Source organism: Pseudomonas sp. GL-RE-29, from assembly GCF_019947275.1.
Classification (GTDB): domain Bacteria; phylum Pseudomonadota; class Gammaproteobacteria; order Pseudomonadales; family Pseudomonadaceae; genus Aquipseudomonas; species Aquipseudomonas fluorescens_A.
Map to the genome: position 1 here is coordinate 10,736 of NZ_JAGYGD010000052.1, position 18,726 is coordinate 29,461.

Sequence of the window (18,726 nt, forward strand, 5' to 3'; positions counted from 1 at the left end):
TTTACACATATTCCCATCACTTTTTTAAGAAGCGTTTCGCTTATCTTTCTGCGCTTGATGCCTTGGTCGCCCGATTCCGTGGGGGGCCAGGATTTTCCTCGTCTTGCGAATCGATAAGAGTCCACATGCCTCCCGTCAACGCTACTGCAACAACTTCCCCTACGGTGTCAAATCCAGTCCAGACAGCTTTGCCGACACGGACCCTTCGTATCTCGGACGCGACGGTGCGCAATATTTCGGCGTCCAGACCTTTTCAGCTGATGCCTAATCAAGCCTCATCAGTGAACAGTCCGGCACCTCGCGACTCACAAGCCCCGATCCCACCTCCGGCGCTTTGCCCCCATACGTTCGGGCCTGAAGAGGGGGCGATTTCTGATCAAGCCTCCCTTAACAAGGCATGGGCCTCAATTGAGCATCGATTGCGTACCCAGTCAATGTCGGAACGGGATGTTTTACAAACACTCAAGTCCGGCATCCTTCAGACACCGACTGGTAAAGAGCTCGCCCCTCTGTTCCTCGAGGCAATCATGCGCTCGATCAAACCGCTCGCAGGACTCACGTCCGAACGATTGCGAGAGTTTGTAGACTGCATCTGCACCCTGCCGTCGGATCGTTGGTTAGATACTTTTGGAGAAAACACCTACTTCGCCAGAGGCGGACTTGGTGGATATATTCAGTCAGAATTGACAATCGCGCGAGCGCATAGAGCACAGCAGATCGCTGCAGGTGAATTCCTCGACAATGACACGTGGAATGCACTGCGTGATTTCACTCAACAGGCGCGAATTTTCATTCGACCTGCGAGTGACGGACAACTCAATGAAACCTTGAGTCAATTAGAAGACTTTATCGACGTCCGGCCACCTCAAAAAGAGGCCAAGACGTTGGTTGATAGATTTCTCCGTGCTATGTGCAAACCTGGTGCGAATGAGCTTGCCCCTTGGGGCACGGGTTTCGCCACAGCGCAGAAGCTCAGCGACCAGATTAACGCGATTCAGACTGGTGACACCCCACAACGTAGCTCGCATGAAGTAATTACTGCCACTGAATCTCAGAAAGCAACCCACTCCGAAAATGCACCTCGTTACTTCGTTTTTGGCTCACCTACTGATTCGACTTCTACACAAAAATCGCAGAACAAGCTGAAGTTCTCAGAACTACTGTCGTTGTTACAAGAAATCGAAAACAAGGCCAGTTTTTTCAGAGAAGTCGACACTGAGGGGCCTCGTTACACTGGAGGGCGTTGGGGAAAGCTGACGTTTGTAGTCAACGCATTCGGGACGATTGGTGGCGAGATACTGTCAGCTGCGCGGCACGGTAAGCCAGCCACCCTTCCTTATACAGCTGTTGGTTTCCCTCTGGAAAACGCAGAGCAATGTATGAACCCTTCATTTCATACCTATACAAGGCAATCGAAAATAAGGGAGCAAGACACCGGCGCTACTAGTACGGGTGAATTAAATCAGCTGTCACTTAAAGACGGATACGCCTGGAAGGCATCGTTGCTGGAACTGGAAGCTGTGGTCAATGACTTTATAGCGTCCATAAAGCCTCCAACCGGAACCGGCTCAGAGAAAAAAATCAGCAATGATCCGGGGGCTGCCGAGGCTCCAACATCGTCATCCGATTGGCCCATGCTGGACCGGTTGGCGCAATCGATTAGTGATGTGTTGGGCGCAATCGATGATGCTCTGACATTTCCGTCGGCTTCGGCTTTGACTGAAGATATACCGATGTTAGACCGTCAAAGGCTCGAGGCCCTCGCCGCCCTTGACGCGGCTGAGCGCGGTGATCCCTTGTACGAGGATCAAGTCTATGGTCCTACAGTCGAGTCATCCCCATCATGGCGAGAGACCCTTGCCCCTGCAATCAATCAGCTAGTCTCCCAGCTAGCCTCGGTACTCAACACCTTTGGTGGCTACGCTGTCGGGACCGCCGCTTCCGGCTATCAATTGGCCAGGAACAATCCGGCAACAACCGCTGGCGTGGGTTTAGCCGGAGGAGCGTTCCTCACCGCGCTCGGGACTTACCTTACTTTCTTTAAAGAACAGCTCCCGGAACAGCCACCCGCTGATATCGAGCCAACCGATACTCTAGCGCCCTTGGAAAACGGCGCAGCACTGACCCAACAACAGATTGATGATGAATTGGGGTCGGATGAAGCTACTTCCGTTGTTACTCAGCCAAACCTTGTTTCCACACCCATCGCAATCCCGACCAGTGACCGGCAGCAGCCAACCAGGGGATTAGCCACAACGGTTGATACCACCGTCACTACAGAAACTGTCGAAGTAACAACGCCCATCGAAAGTTCGACGCTTCCTCAAGAACAGCTTGATCAAGAGACGACCGTCGAGCCAGGCGATATCGTGCCGTACGAGGATCTCCCCGAAACCGCTGCAGCGCATCAGCAGCGGATCGATGATGAAATCGAGAGGATTTTGGAGACGCCCCTCGCCGAGGACCTGCAACCCCTGTCACAAAGCATCCTGGAGCTGATGTATGAATCCCCCGAAAAGTTAATTCTGCTTCAAGAGGTCAAGGCACTGCTGAAGCAACACGCCAAGACAAACCCCGGACAAAGCTACAGCGAGCAGATTCAGGAGGTACTCGCAGAAGACTCTGCCTCGCACGAAGCTGTTGACCAGCCTTCGGATAGCGGCGTGCGATCCTCGCGAAGCAAACGAGAAGCGGACTATGCCGGCGGGATGGTTGCAGCCATCGCCAATACACAATCCGCCGATGTTGAGGATAACGCCTCGAACGACGAAGCAGAACTCAATGACTACCTCGTCAAGATGAATGCAATGCAGGGACCTGATATCGATACCTTTCAAGGTATCGACAGCGCAGTGGATCCCGAAATTGCTGCAGCAATGGAGGCGGTGCGCGTAATGCGCAGTCGCCGCAGCGCCGTTTATACGGACATTTCGCGGGCTGATGGTGATAAGCAATTGGCAGCTCGCTACGCCGCGGCGTTGCGGCAATCTGGAACAACTGCAAGCGCATTCGCCCATTCAAGCATCCATGTCCCGACGCATTCGACCTTTGGCCAATGTTGGTTGAACTATCTCAAAGCCATAAGAGACCCGTTCTTTACAGACTGGGCCGCAGAGGTTGGACTCGACCTCACAACGGTGAAGGTGGACGTAGTTGAAAGTGAACTGACCGGTACCGTGAACGGGACAACCAAGACCTTCAGCCTGACGGATAATTCTGGATGGGCGTACCACGCGCCCTTGATACTTGACGCGGCCCAGGTCGTCGATCCGATGTTCGACCAAGTGCCGTACCCGTCCTCCGACGGAAAGGTACCCGTCATGTTGGTGGGAGGATTTTACGCAGAAAACCGTCAATTGAGCGCAACCCAATCCCTCTCCCGCGCCAATGAACTGGACAGACAGGAAGCATTTTCCGAAGTTTCGCCTGATGATCCAATAAGGCCACTGGAGCCAAGAACCGAGGCCATTCTTAAAAGAGACAGACGCCGCTTAGGCAATCATTACAATCATCATGCGCTGATATTGGCCTTGAATGATCTGATTAAAGGAAAGTCCGACGACGCGCTCGTTGACCTCACTGAAACACGAATTCCCATCGACCCGGATTCTACATTCGCGGCCAAACATCCGGTCGATGCCCAAAGAATGGTCCTCGCGCAAACCTTCATCAGCGACAATCCTTGGCTCGTCCCGAAAAATGTGGCCGAGATACGCAATCTGATTAACGTTTTGAGCTTCCCTGCACCCAGAAGCCCCTATTTCGAAAACTACCGGGGTGTTTTTGGCGACCCCACTCCGTTGACGACCACCCAGGTAGCCTTGATCCAAACCACAGTGGAGGGAATCCCTGGCTACCGACGCGGCAGCGGATTGCTTAAGTATCTCCTGCCGCACACACCAATGCTCAACGCCGACCACGGCCTGATTCAGGCGCTACGTAGCACCAGGGCCCAAGAGTTGGGGAAGCAGCTGGTAACTCGATTAGGTTTCATCTCGACTCAAGAAACCGAAACTGGATTGGTCCTGGCTGCGCTGTTGCTTGACCTTGATCCTGCCGTGGGCGCGAGGCGCAACCACGTTGCCGGTTACGATCTGGCAAAAGACACTAACGTGGGAAAGAAACCCTCCGAAGTGATCGCCGACCTTGAACGCCACCTCATCAACAACCCCAAATTAGACGCCAGAACCGCACCTGTGGCGGCGTATCATTTTGTCAGCGCCCTTGCGCCAGAATTCCAGGTGAAGGGTCTTCCAGATAATCTGGTCTGCGGTTCTGATGTATGGGCAATGCTGAGGCTCAGCGTTGCTCGCATTGAATCAGTGGCCAAAGGTGCGCCGAGAAACATGAACTATGAGGACGCCATTCAATACGGTGCCCTTCTGCCTATTTCGCTCGGCGAGGACATCAACGTACGAGCACTATCGGAGCCCCCACTTGTAGACTGGGCCGTCGCCAACGGCATCATTGCGAAGAGCGCCAGCGGCGAATATACAGACCAGCAAAAAATCATCGCCCGGCAAAAATTTCAGGAAAACAGCAAAAATCTCGCCGACGCTCGAACCTATTTGCAAGCAGCGGTACCGATGCTGGAAGACTATGCGCGGGCTGATTTGATTCAGGTCCTGGGACCTGATGTGCTTTTGGAAAACGTATGCATTACAGAAAAACGAGATAAGAAGGAAAAACCTGCTGGTCCGCCGCTCACCACTTCGTTGTTGGATGCTCATATGAGTGGGCTGTTGCAATCCGGCAAATGGGAATCTTCGGACCCAGAGGTAGACATTTCCGCATTGGAACCGAAGTTTAAAGACTTAAAGAATGTCACAAATCTATTCGCCCGAGACTTTCCTGTCTGGTATCACAACATTCAAAAAGGGTCGGCGAGTGAAATTTTAAACCTATTTGCGCAATTATCAGTAGAAGATCGTAAAAATCTGGAATATGGGCAGCAGACCTTTTACTCCGTACGAACAGCGGTTAAAACCTCAACTTCCCTAGAGACTCCTGCCGAGGAGCTGATGGCGATGAGGGATAACGAAAAGGGCATTCACGGGATAATTATACGGTCCGAATACAAAGGAGAGGTTATTTGGTTAGAGTTGTTTCCGGGCGCTCAGAAAATCAGTAAAAACCTATTACTGCCGAACACCTTAGAGCGAGGCCTGAGTTATTCTAAAGCATTTTACTTAACAGCCAAACTTGTAGAGCAAGGAACAGACCAGCCGGTCGATTTTGAGGCCTACCTAAAAGGAACTCCTCCTCGGGAAAATGTTACTTCCAACGTCATCTTCGACGAAATTGAGCCTACGCGCTGGCTGGATAGGACCTACCCTACCGGATTTGATTTCGACGCTATACCGAATACACTTTCGCCCGACTCTCGTAGTGCCCGCATCGCACATGTCGTTGTACAAGATCACTTCATTAACGATGAGATCGGCATGAGCGCACTGGCAAAAGGTAAGACGCTCTCGATGGAGAGAGACGACTTTGACAAGACAGCAAAAGACTTCTTATTAGGTCTCGTACCGTTTAAAACAGCCATTGATAAAATCCAGGAAGGCAAATACTCTGAAGCGCGTGACGAAGTTAAGTTAGATTTATTTGGAAACGCTCTCCCGTTTGCAAAGGCCGGAAGTAAAGTAGCAAAAATTGTTGCATCGTCGGTCATAAGATCCATGCCCAAGGCGTTGAAAAGCGCATGGGTTGTTTCCAAAGCTATCGTAATCAACGCCAATCCACTCGATGGTTTTGGTGATCTGATTGGTAGTGTGTTTAATACCGCTGGCAGACTGAGCGCGGCAGCCTATAGAGGGTCTGTACATGGACTCAATCAGCTGGCAGAGCTCTTTGGAACGACGAAAGCCATTAGCCACGCCGACCTGATAAAACGGGCGGATATTGCCGAGGGAGCGACTCATGCTGCCGAGGCCACGGGCCAATCCACCCAATTCACTGCCCGGTTCATTGATGGCAAGTGGTTTGCGTTTGATCGCGAGAGAAATCGGGCATACGGCGCGGCGCTCGAAAACTTCAGCCCGGACAGTTCCATCACACTGGAGCGAACAACGTTCAGTGACGGTTCAACTGCACTCACCAACTCCCGGCTGTTCGACGCTAAACCGCATGTAATCCATCGCTCGACACATACCGATGTTGTGGTTGGCGAAAAGGTGTATCGCCTCGATCCTGAAAATCCGGGGGTGCTTAATGACTTGTCATCGCCGGTTTTCTTTAAACAAGTAGAGGGCTTCGAGGACGTATGTAGTCTAGGCCGAATTTCCAAACGCACCGGAAATCTCTGTTTCTCGAAAAAGGTTGTGGGAGGAAAATCTCGCCGCTTGAAACGACTGCAATCCATTCAACACAAGCGTCTTTTTCCATCATTATCTGTAAATGGAAGTCCCCGCCAGGTAATTCAGGAGCGACGCTTGTTTACCGTTTCCACTAATAACAACATTCAAACGCTTATTCCCTCCCCCTTGAAAGAACCACTGCAATACAAACTCCATACTACGGGCAAAATTATTCCGGACAAGCACTTTGGCCTACCCAACAAGGAGGTGGATGCCGATCTTGACAAGAACACCCGCGTAGTCAAACTCGACGGCATCGTCCATGGTGTCGATGACCAACGAGACGCTAGAGGTTTTCTGGTCAATTACGACTACCAGAATACAGGAATGAAATCCTATCTGGTGGTGGAGTCAGACACCGGGCTTTTCTACTACTGTGACTACGATGCAGCCACTGTCAATAACCTCGCATTCAAGAAAATAGACCTCCAATACTCTGACAGCCTTGACAACGGCCTTATAACGGAACATGACAAACTAAAAGATCAATACCTGATAGCAGCAGGCATATCGATTAACAATGATTTTGTCGCATTGCCTCCATTGGATTCCATTTATATGGACCTGATATTGAAAAAAGGCTTTACGCATCAAAAAATCTCGGATCTGAAAGCGAAAACGGCACTGCTTACGGATGAGAAGAAACGTGAATTCATTCTTGCCGTATGGAACAGAGGTAATATTCAAAGCGTCGAAGTTGCTGCCTCGTCCATCAAAGTCGAACCGATTGCCAAGAGGCCTGGCTTCAATCAACTTTCGGCTACAAATCAAAACAAGGTCTATGCCGAACAAGCGAAATCACAAGTAGATGAACAGTTCAAGGCGACAGGTCTGAGATCGGCCAATCAGGTTATCGCGAATGATCCGACTGATATTCAGCGCCAAGTGCTCTCCAGCCCTGTGGTGATTTGGGTCCAATCCAAGGCAGATTCACCAGATTATGCAGATGTGATACTCAGGACAGGCGCGGGAAACTGTGACCAGATGGCCTGGGCCGCCAAAAAAATCATTGATGAGAGTGGAGGCATTGCCGAGATATGGCAAATGACGGGCCACACCTTCACTGTGGTGGGAGTGCCTAGTGGAACGATTGGCAAGACCGTCGATTTCAGTGAACCCGCGTTTAAAGATGCCTGGGTCGTTGACCCATGGGGTGGGATCAGTTGCCCCGCGAAAGAGTTCATCGTTCATCTTGATCTACGAATGTTGGCATGGCAGGCAGAAGGAAAAATGCTGTTGGCGCCTGACACGCTTAATCCCACCGGCCCCCACATCTGGGAAAGCCCGACGGATCCAGAATGGATTAATGACATTCTAAATGGAGAGAAATTTCCTATGATCTGAACAAAGGGTAAAAAAAGCGGAATATGATTCCGACTCCGCATACATGGCGCCTCTGACCCAGGGGCGCCAGCTTGTAATAAATGTTCTAATCCCATCCCTTGCCTTCCTTCCTCACGCCCCCGTTGTTTCAAGGAACTCCCACTCATGATTCAGCCCCACGCAACCAAAGTCCTGATCATTGGCTACGTTTGGCCCGAGCCACGCTCTTCCGCGGCCGGTGGGCACATGATGCAAATCCTCGAGACGTTTTTGCAGCAAGGCTGGGACATCACCTTCAGCAGTCCGGCCAACAGCGGTGAACACCGGGCCGACCTCACGGTGCTGGGTATTCGCGAAGTACCGATCGAGTTGAACAACAGCAGCTTCGACACTTTCATCAGTGAACTGTCGCCTGACATCGTGCTGTTCGATCGTTTCATGATGGAAGAACAGTTCGGCTGGCGCGTTGAAAAGCACTGTCCTGACGCTCTGCGTGTACTGGAAACTTCCGACCTTCAAAGCTTGCGCGATGCCCGGCACCAGCGGCTGAAGGCGCGTTTGAACGCCAGTAACGACACCAACGACTTCAGTGATTTGTTCGCGCCGGCGTTGCGTGAGGAATTCGAGTTCATGGCAGATACCGATCTGGCCAAACGGGAAATCGCGGCGATTTACCGCTGCGATCTGAACCTGATGATCTCCGAAGTGGAAATCGAGTTGCTGGTCGAACAATTCGAAGTGCCACGCGACCTGCTGCACTGGTGCCCGCTGATGGTCGATTTACCGGGTACTGCGCCCATATCGTTCGAGGATCGTGCGCATTTCCTGCACATTGGCAACTTCCGTCACGCGCCCAATTGGGATGCGGTGCTGTGGTTGAAGACGGCCATTTGGCCAATGATCCGCGAGCAATTACCCACGGCTCAGTTGCATATCTACGGTGCTTACACCCCGCCCAAGGCCACCGCACTGCACAATGCCGCCCAAGGGTTTCACGTAATGAACTGGGCTGAGGACGCGTTGCAAGTCATGTCCGCGGCCAGGGTATGCCTGGCACCATTACGCTTCGGTGCGGGGATCAAAGGCAAAATCGTCGATGCCATGCTGTGCGGCACCCCCAATGTCACGACGCCTGTAGGGGCGGAAGCTATGCATGGGGAAGAACCATGGCCCGGCTCGGTGACCGGTAGTGCACGTGAAATCGCCGATGCCGCGGTCCGACTTTATAAAGACAAAGAACTATGGTTGTGTGCCCAATCCCACGGGCAGACCTTATTGGCCGATCGCTATCAGCAGTCGATACATGGGCCTGCATTAATCAGCAAGTTATCGCACTGCAAGCAACATCTGGCGCAACTTAGGACCAATAATTTCACCGGCAGCATGTTGCGCCACCATCACCACAAGAGCACTCAATATATGGCGCAGTGGATTGAAGCAAAAAACCGAATTTTGTAAATTGCAACATAGACAGCGTACAACAAACGAATAAAGCGCTTACACTTTCTACCAAGCTAATTATTGGCAAAAACGTATTTAATCGCTATAAAAGTCTCGCACTCCGCCACACTTATAAATCTGTAAATGTGGCGCTCTTATCAATTCGATGCAAGGATGCATTAATGAGCAACTTCAATAGTTACGAATGGATGAAAGCCACCCCGGACATTGACACTCTAACCCTCGGCGAGATGACACTTCCAGGCACCCACAATGCGGGTTGTGACAAGGAAGCATCCTACGCGCTTGCACCTCCCCGCAAGTATTTAATCTGTCAGGATGTCCCGTTTTTCTCCCAACTTAGCCGTGGATCAAGAGCGCTGGATGTCAGATTGTTTTACGACGCTGACGCAGTAGGACTGGCAAAATTTCGCTTCCACCATGACAACCATTTATCTTCCCGCACTCTCGGAGACCTTGTAAGCGACATCAAGGATTTTCTTGTAAAAAGCAATGATGAATTCATAGTACTTGCCTTTCATAAACTGAATGACGGGAAGGAGGCGTTTGATTTCAAATACTTCAACGCCATGATGCGGGAGCATCTTCACGAGCAAATGATCCCAACCGCAAACCGCCATTTGAGTCTGGCCAAACTCAAACAAATCAGTCCATTACAGCGGGTATTGGTAGCTGCTCCGCGGCACAGAGACTTGGACTACAACTGGTTTTGCGAAAAAATCGAGCATAAATGGATTGGCGAAACCTTTGTCAACCCTGGCGAACTGAACAGATACATTGCCGAAGTCATGAAAAAACCGCCCGTTCAAGGGGAGTTTTGGTCGCTTTCCGCAACCTGTTATGACGCGTTTGGCCCTGATGAAATTCGAGATCATCTCGACTCCTGGTTTGATACAGAAAAAAGTGACTGGGCAACAAAGTGCAACATTATCAATTTCGACTTCATAAACTACTCAAAAATCGTTTCTTACTGCCGAGTAGCAAACCTGATTAAAGCCGGAAAAAAATACCCAGTAACACCAAGCCACTAATTAGCTATATTTGTGGAAATATTTCCATGGCTGGTAAAACTGCCACGCACTTCTATGCTGGGTCATGAAAGCCTTGTTCTGAGGCGAATACTACGGATGTGGGCACGCTCCACATCCGTCACATGGACTTCCTCACCTCAAGGATGGGATGAGGTCAAAGACAAGGAACTGTCATGACCCACGGCTCTACAAATACCCTCGACAAGCAGAAATGGATGAGCAACGTGCTGGATATCGATCAGTTGAAGCTGACCGATATCGTCTGGCCCTGTACGCATAATGCCGGCATGGACAAAAAAGCCCCCAGTCAGGATGCAGTGCTCGGCCACTGGACAAGCTGTCAAAACGATTCATTTGCCTGGCAACTTACCAACGGCGCGCGGGCTTTTGATATCCGGCTCGGTTATACGCAAGGTCCGGAACCGGTCTTTTACTTTCATCACAATGGCTTTCGCTCAGAGCGTGTGCTGGAGGAGTTGATCGACGCGGTGTTGGTGTTTCTTGATCGAAACCCGGACGAATTCCTCGTGCTGGGCTTTCATCAATTGGGCAATGGCGATGAGCTCTTCGATCATAAAAAGCTCAGTGATCGACTGGTGCGCCGGCTGGGGCTGCGCATCGTCCCTCCCTACGACGCTGTGAAAACGGTGGGAGAGCTCAAGCGATCGAGTGCGCATCGCCGCATCATCATGGCCGCAGCGCACACACCAGATCTGGACGATAACTATTTTTGGCCACGCATACCGCACAAGTGGCACGACAGCACCTTCACCGATACTGCAGAACTCCAACGCCACATCGCCACAACGCTGGAGCATGCACCCTACGAGACATTTCTCTGGTCGCTGTCAGCCACCACTTACTCGTTGCTGGGCGGGCCTGGAAACATAAAACATCGCATCAACGACTGGTTTAATACCACCCGTAGCTGGGTCACCCGCTGCAGCATTATCAGTACCGATTTTTTTGAAGACTCCGAGATCGTCCGGTATTGCTGGATTGCCAGCAGTCTGAAAGCCGTTTACGGCAGCGCCTTGCATGAGCCGCCCGCCGCGCACTAGGTTTTCGGCTTAATACAAACTGGTATTGGCGACCTCGATAGAGGCATGATCATCAGGCAAAAACAATAAAAGTGCCCTGACATGACCCGAAACGCCAGAGTCACCGACCCTTCCTACGAACTGATGGACGACCATAACGGCTTGTCCATCATCTATCGCCAGCACGGTTTCCCCTGCCCCTTAGTGCGTTGGCATTTTCACAAGGAATACGAGCTGCACCTGATCGTCGCCAGTTCCGGCAAGGTGTTCATTGGCGACTACATCGGCAACTTCTATCCGCAAAGCCTGTTCCTCACCGGCCCCAACCTGCCCCACAACTGGATCAGCCAGGTAGCCGAAGATGAAGTGGTGCCCAAGCGCGACATGTTGGTCAACTTCACCGACGAGTTGTTCGATGGCGGTTACCAGGTGTTCACCGAACTCAAGACCCTCGCGCCACTGCTAGAACGTGCGCAGTACGGCATCGAGTTTCGTTGCAAACACACCATTCGCCAGGCGATGGACTTGATGCAGTGCATCGCCGACACCCAGGGCGTGACTCGCCTCGGGCACTTTTTCATTTTGCTGGAGTTGCTGGCGGCTTCTGACGATTATCAGTTGCTGTCCGGCGCCACCACGCCGCAGTTGGCCGACGAGCACAACATTGACCGCACCAACCGCGCCGTGGATTACATCTTCGCTCACTACGCCCGCGAGTTGCCGCTGGAGGAAGTCGCCGAGCATCTGGGCATGAAGCCGACTTATTTCAGCAGGGTGTTCAAGCAAGCGACCGGGCGCAATTTTATCGAGTTCGTCAATCGCCTGCGTATCAGCAAGTCCTGCGAGTTGTTGGCTGATGGCGACAAACCGGTGACTGATGTGTGCTTTGAATCCGGATTCAACAATATTTCCAACTTCAATCGTCGCTTTCAGCAACTGAAGGGCATGACGCCGTCGCACTATCGGCGGTTGGTGGTGCAGCGGTTGACTGAGCAAAATCACCTGTAGCGTAAAGATCAAAAGATCGCAGCCTTCGGCAGCTCCTACAGGCTGCCGAAGGCTGCGATCTTTTGCTTTCAAGGCCGTGAAACCTGTACTGATTCGATATCACTTCACCGCCGAAATGCCCTTCCCTGCGTCCACCGCACTAAAGTCTAGTGCAAAAAAGTATTAATCCAAGTGCGATGGATGATTTGTCTCGCCCTCAATTGAAGGCTGTAATCAGCGCACATTCTTCCCGCCTTCGGAAGACACAAAAACAATAACTGTCCTTCTGTAACCCACCGGGTGCAGAAAAGGAGTGCACGATGCAACCTTCTGTAAAAGCTCTGCTTGCCCTCACCTGCATGACCCTCAGTAGCGTCAGCCTTGGCGCCCAGACCCTGACCATCGCCACCGTCAACAACAGCGACATGATCCGCATGCAAAAGCTCTCGAAAACCTTCGAGGCCGAGCATCCGGACATCAAGCTCAATTGGGTGGTACTCGAAGAAAACGTTCTGCGTCAGCGCCTGACCACCGATATCGCCACTCAGGGCGGACAATTCGACGTGCTGACCATCGGCATGTACGAAGCGGCACTGTGGGGCGCAAAAGGTTGGCTGGAACCGATGAAGGACTTGCCGGCCAGCTACGCCCTCGACGACGTGTTCCCGTCGGTGCGCGAAGGCCTGTCGGTAAAGGGTTCGCTGTACGCCCTGCCGTTCTACGCCGAAAGCTCGATCACTTATTACCGCACCGACCTGTTCAAGGACGCCGGCCTGACCATGCCCGAGCGCCCGACCTGGACGCAGATAGCCGAGTTCGCCGGCAAACTCACCAACAAGGACAAAGAACAGTACGGCATCTGCCTGCGCGGCAAGGCCGGCTGGGGCGAGAACATGGCGCTGATCACCACCGTAGCCAACGCTTTCGGTGCACGTTGGTTCGATGAGAAATGGCAGCCGGAATTCACCGGCCCTGAGTGGAAAAACGCGCTGAACTTCTACGTCGACACCATGAAGAAATCCGGTCCGCCGGGTGCATCCAGCAACGGTTTCAACGAAAACCTGGCGCTGTTCAACAGCGGCAAATGCGCGATCTGGGTCGATGCCAGCGTTGCCGGCTCGTTCGTTACCGACAAGACCCAGAGCAAAGTCAGCGATCACGTCGGCTTTACCTATGCGCCGCATGAGACCACTGACAAAGGCTCGGCCTGGTTGTACTCCTGGGCCCTCGCCATTCCGACCAGTTCCAAGGCCAAGGACGCGGCGAAAACCTTCAGCGCCTGGGCGACTTCCAAGGAATACGGGGCGCTGGTCGCGGAAAAAGACGGCATTGCCAACGTGCCGCCAGGTACTCGCGCCTCTACTTACAGCGAGGCCTATATGAGTGCCGCGCCGTTCGCCAAAGTCACGCTCGAATCGCTCAAGGCGGCGGACCCGAGCAAGCCAACGCTGAAACCGGTGCCTTACATCGGCATTCAGTTGGTGACCATTCCTGAGTTCCAGGGCATCGGCACCCAGGTCGGCAAATCGTTCTCGGCGGCGCTGATCGGCCAGACCACCGTAGACCAGGCGCTGACAGCGGCGCAGCAAACCACCGAACGCGAGATGAAGCGCGCCGGTTATCCCAAATAACCACCGCAACATCCTTCATGTGGCAAGGGAGCTTGCTCCCGCCGGGCTGCGAAGCGGCCCCCAGCGATCTAGCAGACGCAACGTGCTACCCGGATTTACGACTGCTTCGCAGCCGAGCGGGAGCAAGCTCCCTCGCCACAGAGAACTCGCCGGACAACGAGCAAGTGATCACCATGAATACTTCAACCGCCAAAGCTCACATGGAAATCCCTCAACCGCTGCGTAAAAGCCGGTTGAGCAACCCTGGCTGGTTTCTGGTCAGTCCTTCGGTGGCATTGTTGCTGCTGTGGATGATCGTGCCGCTGGGCATGACCGTTTACTTTTCACTGATTCGCTACAACCTGCTCAATCCCGGCGAAAACGAGTTCGTCGGGCTGGAGAACTTTACCTACTTCCTCACGGATTCCGGGTTCATGCCCGGCGCCACCAACACCCTGTTGCTGGTAGGCAGTGTGCTGCTGATCAGTGTGGTGTTCGGCGTGTTGATCAGCGCCTTGCTGGAAGCCAGCGATTTTCTCGGGCGCGGCATCGTCCGGGTCATGCTGATCTCGCCGTTTTTCATCATGCCCACGGTCGGGGCGCTGATCTGGAAGAACCTGATTTTCCATCCGGTGTCGGGGATGCTCGCCTACGTCTGGAAACTGTTCGGCGCGCAACCGGTGGACTGGCTGGCGCACTACCCGTTGCTGTCGATCATCATCATTGTCTCCTGGCAATGGCTGCCCTTCGCGATCCTGATCCTGATGACCGCCATGCAGTCCCTCGACCAGGAACAGAAAGAAGCCGCGCGCCTCGACGGTGCCGGCCCCATCGCGATTTTCTGGCACCTGACCCTGCCTCACCTGGCACGGCCGATTGCGGTGGTGGTGATGATCGAAACCATCTTCCTGCTCTCGGTATTCGCCGAAATCTTTACCACCACCAACGGCGGCCCCGGCTACGCCTCGACCAACCTCGCCTACCTGATCTACAACCAGGCGCTGGTGCAGTTCGACGTCGGCATGGCATCCGCGGGCGGCTTGATCGCGGTGGTGATTGCCAACGTCGCGGCCATCGTGCTGGTGCGGATGATCGGCAAAAACCTGACAGACAAAGCCTGAGGCCTGCCATGACTCTTCAACAATCCCGTCGCCTGCAAAGCCTGCTGCTCGGCACCTTGGCCTGGGCCGTTGCGATCCTTATTTTCTTCCCGATTTTCTGGATGGTGCTGACCAGTTTCAAAACCGAAATCGATGCCTTCGCCACGCCGCCGCAGTTCATCTTCACACCGACGCTGGAGAACTACCTGCACATCAACGAGCGCAGCGACTACTTCAGTTTCGCCTGGAACTCGGTGGTGATTTCCTTCAGCGCGACGGCCCTGTGCCTGTTGATCGCGGTGCCAGCGGCTTACTCGATGGCGTTCTACGAAACCCAGCGTACCAAGGGCACATTGCTGTGGATGCTCTCCACCAAAATGCTGCCGCCAGTAGGCGTACTGATGCCGATCTATCTGCTGGCCAAGAGTTTCGGCCTGCTCGACACGCGCATCGCTCTGATCGTGATCTACACGCTGATCAACCTGCCGATCGTGGTCTGGATGATTTACACCTACTTCAAGGACATTCCGAAAGACATCCTCGAAGCCGCGCGGCTGGACGGTGCCACCCTGTGGCAGGAAATGGTCCGGGTGCTGCTGCCCATCGCCAAGGGGGGTCTGGCGTCCACGGTGCTGTTGTCGCTGATCCTGTGCTGGAACGAAGCCTTCTGGTCGTTGAACCTGACCTCATCCAACGCCGCACCACTGACCGCGCTGATCGCCTCGTATTCGAGTCCCGAAGGGTTGTTCTGGGCCAAGTTGTCGGCCGTATCGACCCTGGCGTGTGCGCCAATCCTGATCTTCGGCTGGATCAGCCAGAAACAACTGGTGCGCGGCCTGTCCTTCGGCGCCGTGAAATAAAGATCACAACACGATCCCCTGTAGGAGCCGGCTTGCTGGCGATGACGGCCGCAAGTGCGATGTGAAATTCAAGGGCCTCATCGCCAGCAAGCCGGCTCCTACAAAAGCCCGATCGGGGCTCAATCGAATAACAACACCCGGAGGCTCATCACCATGGCCAACCTGAAAATCAAGAGTCTGCAAAAAGGCTTCGAAGGCTTTTCCATCATCAAGGGCATCGACCTGGAAGTGAACGACAAGGAATTCGTGGTCTTCGTCGGCCCGTCCGGCTGCGGTAAATCCACCCTGCTGCGTCTGATCGCCGGCCTGGAAGAAGTCAGCGGCGGCACCATCGAACTCGATGGCCGCGACATCACCGAAGTCAGCCCGGCCAAACGTGATCTGGCGATGGTGTTCCAAACCTACGCCTTGTACCCGCACATGAGCGTGCGCAAAAACATGTCGTTTGCCCTCGATCTGGCGGGCGTATCGAAGGCCGAAGTCGAGAAAAAAGTCGGCGAAGCGGCGCGCATTCTTGAGCTGGGGCCGATGCTGGAGCGCAAGCCCAAGCAACTGTCGGGCGGGCAACGTCAGCGGGTTGCGATTGGCCGGGCGATTGTGCGCAACCCAAAAATCTTCCTGTTCGACGAGCCTCTGTCCAACCTCGACGCGGCACTACGGGTGCAGATGCGTCTTGAGCTGTTGCGCCTGCACAAAGAGCTGCAAGCCACCATGATTTATGTGACCCACGACCAGGTCGAAGCCATGACCATGGCCGACAAGGTGGTGGTGCTCAATGCCGGTAAAATCGAGCAGGTCGGCTCACCGCTGGACCTGTATCACCAACCGGTCAATCTGTTCGTCGCCGGTTTTCTCGGCACACCGAAAATGGGTTTCCTCAAAGGCAAAGTCAGCCGTGTCGACAACCAGGGCTGCGAAGTACAACTGGACGCCGGCACCCGCATCAGCCTGCCGCTGAGCGGCGCCAACCTCAGCGTTGGCGCCGCGGTCACTTTGGGCATTCGCCCGGAACACCTCGAACTGGCGAAACCGGACGATTGCACCTTGCACGTCACCGCCGATGTCAGCGAACGCCTGGGCAGCGACACCTTCTGCCACGTGCGGACCTCGTCCGGCGAAGCGTTGACCCTGCGGGTTCGCGGCGACCTGGCCAGCCGCTACGGCGAAACCTTGGGCCTGCACCTGGACGCCAACCACTGCCATTTATTCGATGCCGACGGCGTGGCGCTGACCCGCCCGTTGCGCGTCGCTGCCTGATTCAGAGAGCCTGCGATGAAACTCAATCAACAGAATCTGCACCGCCTCGCGCCCGAAGTGGTCCTGCCCGCCTACGCCCTGAGCGACACCCGCCAAGGCATTGCGCACATCGGCGTCGGCGGTTTCCACCGTGCCCATCAGGCGTATTACACCGATGCGTTGATGAACACCGGCGAAGGCCTGGACTGGGCCATCTGCGGCGTCGGCCTGCGTGCCGAAGACCGACGCGCCCGGGACGACCTGAAAGAACAGGACTACCTGTTCACCCTGTTCGAACTCGGTGATACCGACGACACCGAAGTCCGGGTCATCGGCGCCATCCGCGACATGCTGCTGGCCGAAGACGATGCCCTGGCGCTGATCGACAAACTCGCCAGCCCTGAGATCCGCATCGTCTCGCTGACCATCACCGAAGGCGGCTACTGCATCGACGACAGCAACGGCGAGTTCATGGCCCACCTACCGCAGATCCAGCACGACCTGGCGAACCCCAACGCACCGAAAACCGTATTCGGTTTCCTCTGTGCCGCCCTGGCCAAACGTCGCGGGACCGGCACGCCGGCGTTCACCTTGATGTCTTGCGATAACCTGCCACACAACGGCGCAGTCACCCGTAAAGCACTGCTGGCCTTCGCCGCCCTGCGCGATGCCGACCTGCGGGACTGGATCGAACAAAACGTAAGTTTCCCCAACGCCATGGTCGACCGCATCACGCCGATGACCAGCACTGAACATCGTCTGCAACTGGCCGACAAACACGCGGTGGACGACGCCTGGCCGGTAGTCTGCGAGCCCTTTGTGCAGTGGGTGCTGGAAGACAAATTCGTCAACGGCCGCCCGGCCTGGGAAAAGGTCGGCGTGCAGTTCACCGATGACGTCACGCCGTACGAAGAAATGAAGATCAAGTTGCTCAACGGCAGTCACCTGGCCCTGACTTATCTCGGTTTCCTCAAGGGTTATCGCTTCGTCCACGAGACCATGAACGACCCGCTGTTCGTGCGCTACATGCGGGCTTATATGGACCAGGATGTGACGCCGCAACTGTCGCCGGTGCCGGGGATCGACCTGACCGAGTACAAAAACACGCTGGTGGCGCGCTTCTCCAACCAGGCGATTGCCGATCAACTGGAGCGAGTGTGTTCAGACGGTTCGTCGAAGTTTCCGAAATTCACCGTGCCGACCATCAATCGCTTGATTGCCGATGGCCGAGAGACCAAGCGTGCGGCGCTGGTAGTGGCGGCGTGGGCCTTGTACTTGAAGGGGGTGGATGAGAATGGCGATACCTACGCCATACCGGACCCGAGGGCGGCGTTTTGTCAGGCGTTGGTGGTGGACGATGTGTTAATTACCCAGCGGTTGCTGGCGGTTGAGGAGATTTTCGGCACGACGATTCCTCACTCGCCGGAATTCGTCGCGGCGTTTGAGTGGTGTTGCAACAGTTTGCGCGAGGTTGGGGTGACACGGACGCTGGAGCGGGTGTTGGCCTGAACACTGCGGTGAATTGACTGCCGTTATCGCGAGCAAGCTTGCTCCTACAGTTTGAGCGTCGATCCAGCTTTCAATGAACGACACAAAACCTGTAGATACTCTGTTCGCGGTCAAGCTTTCAGCAGGTGCTTTTCGCTGAAAAGCTTGGCCGTGTTGAAATCCTCTTCAGTTCGTATACACGCCCACAAGCCTGTCAGGTATTTGCGCATT

The 18,726-nt window shown here is 54.3% G+C and carries 10 protein-coding genes; all 10 read left to right on the forward strand.

What is annotated here, in order from left to right; all coding sequences use genetic code 11:
- Positions 1-125: 125 nt before the first annotated feature.
- The 10 genes from KGB21_RS27855 (at position 126) to KGB21_RS27900 (ending at position 18,516) form a co-directional block, all read left to right on the forward strand.
- Positions 126-7,703 (forward strand): hypothetical protein, encoded by a 7,578-nt coding sequence (locus KGB21_RS27855; protein ID WP_223507364.1) that lies wholly within the window; start codon positions 126-128, stop codon positions 7,701-7,703.
- Positions 7,704-7,847: 144 nt separating this feature from the next.
- Entirely contained in the window at positions 7,848-9,140 is a 1,293-nt protein-coding gene (locus KGB21_RS27860; RefSeq protein WP_223507365.1) for a glycosyltransferase, read from the forward strand.
- Between the two features lie 164 nt (positions 9,141-9,304).
- Positions 9,305-10,174, forward strand: a complete 870-nt coding sequence (locus KGB21_RS27865) for a phospholipase (RefSeq protein ID WP_223507366.1) — start codon at positions 9,305-9,307, stop codon at positions 10,172-10,174.
- Positions 10,175-10,347: 173 nt separating this feature from the next.
- A complete protein-coding gene (locus tag KGB21_RS27870) occupies positions 10,348-11,235 on the forward strand; it encodes a phospholipase (protein WP_223507367.1) in 888 nt (295 codons plus the stop codon).
- An 81-nt stretch (positions 11,236-11,316) separates the two neighbouring features.
- Positions 11,317-12,222, forward strand: a complete 906-nt coding sequence (locus KGB21_RS27875; protein WP_223507368.1) for an AraC family transcriptional regulator — start codon at positions 11,317-11,319, stop codon at positions 12,220-12,222.
- Between the two features lie 299 nt (positions 12,223-12,521).
- Positions 12,522-13,832 (forward strand): ABC transporter substrate-binding protein, encoded by a 1,311-nt coding sequence (locus tag KGB21_RS27880; protein ID WP_223507369.1) that lies wholly within the window; start codon positions 12,522-12,524, stop codon positions 13,830-13,832.
- A gap of 200 nt (positions 13,833-14,032) precedes the next feature.
- Entirely contained in the window at positions 14,033-14,932 is a 900-nt protein-coding gene (locus tag KGB21_RS27885; RefSeq protein WP_223507372.1) for a carbohydrate ABC transporter permease, read from the forward strand.
- An 8-nt stretch (positions 14,933-14,940) separates the two neighbouring features.
- Positions 14,941-15,771, forward strand: coding sequence for a carbohydrate ABC transporter permease (locus KGB21_RS27890; RefSeq protein ID WP_034146567.1), 831 nt, complete (start codon positions 14,941-14,943; stop codon positions 15,769-15,771).
- 153 nt (positions 15,772-15,924) lie between these two features.
- Positions 15,925-17,028: an ABC transporter ATP-binding protein gene (locus KGB21_RS27895; protein ID WP_223507370.1), complete on the forward strand. Its 1,104-nt coding sequence runs from the start codon at positions 15,925-15,927 to the stop codon at positions 17,026-17,028.
- 15 nt (positions 17,029-17,043) lie between these two features.
- Positions 17,044-18,516, forward strand: a complete 1,473-nt coding sequence (locus KGB21_RS27900) for a mannitol dehydrogenase family protein (protein ID WP_223507371.1) — start codon at positions 17,044-17,046, stop codon at positions 18,514-18,516.
- Positions 18,517-18,726 lie beyond the last annotated feature (210 nt).

Excerpts from the sequence above, each read along its gene's own strand:
- KGB21_RS27855 (WP_223507364.1), top strand. The coding sequence starts at position 126 with ATGCCTCCCGTCAACGCTACTGCAACAACTTCCCCTACGGTGTCAAAT.
- KGB21_RS27860 (WP_223507365.1), top strand. The coding sequence starts at position 7,848 with ATGATTCAGCCCCACGCAACCAAAGTCCTGATCATTGGCTACGTTTGG.
- KGB21_RS27865 (WP_223507366.1), top strand. The coding sequence starts at position 9,305 with ATGAGCAACTTCAATAGTTACGAATGGATGAAAGCCACCCCGGACATT.
- KGB21_RS27870 (WP_223507367.1), top strand. The coding sequence starts at position 10,348 with ATGACCCACGGCTCTACAAATACCCTCGACAAGCAGAAATGGATGAGC.
- KGB21_RS27875 (WP_223507368.1), top strand. The coding sequence starts at position 11,317 with ATGACCCGAAACGCCAGAGTCACCGACCCTTCCTACGAACTGATGGAC.
- KGB21_RS27880 (WP_223507369.1), top strand. The coding sequence starts at position 12,522 with ATGCAACCTTCTGTAAAAGCTCTGCTTGCCCTCACCTGCATGACCCTC.
- KGB21_RS27885 (WP_223507372.1), top strand. The coding sequence starts at position 14,033 with ATGGAAATCCCTCAACCGCTGCGTAAAAGCCGGTTGAGCAACCCTGGC.
- KGB21_RS27890 (WP_034146567.1), top strand. The coding sequence starts at position 14,941 with ATGACTCTTCAACAATCCCGTCGCCTGCAAAGCCTGCTGCTCGGCACC.
- KGB21_RS27895 (WP_223507370.1), top strand. The coding sequence starts at position 15,925 with ATGGCCAACCTGAAAATCAAGAGTCTGCAAAAAGGCTTCGAAGGCTTT.
- KGB21_RS27900 (WP_223507371.1), top strand. The coding sequence starts at position 17,044 with ATGAAACTCAATCAACAGAATCTGCACCGCCTCGCGCCCGAAGTGGTC.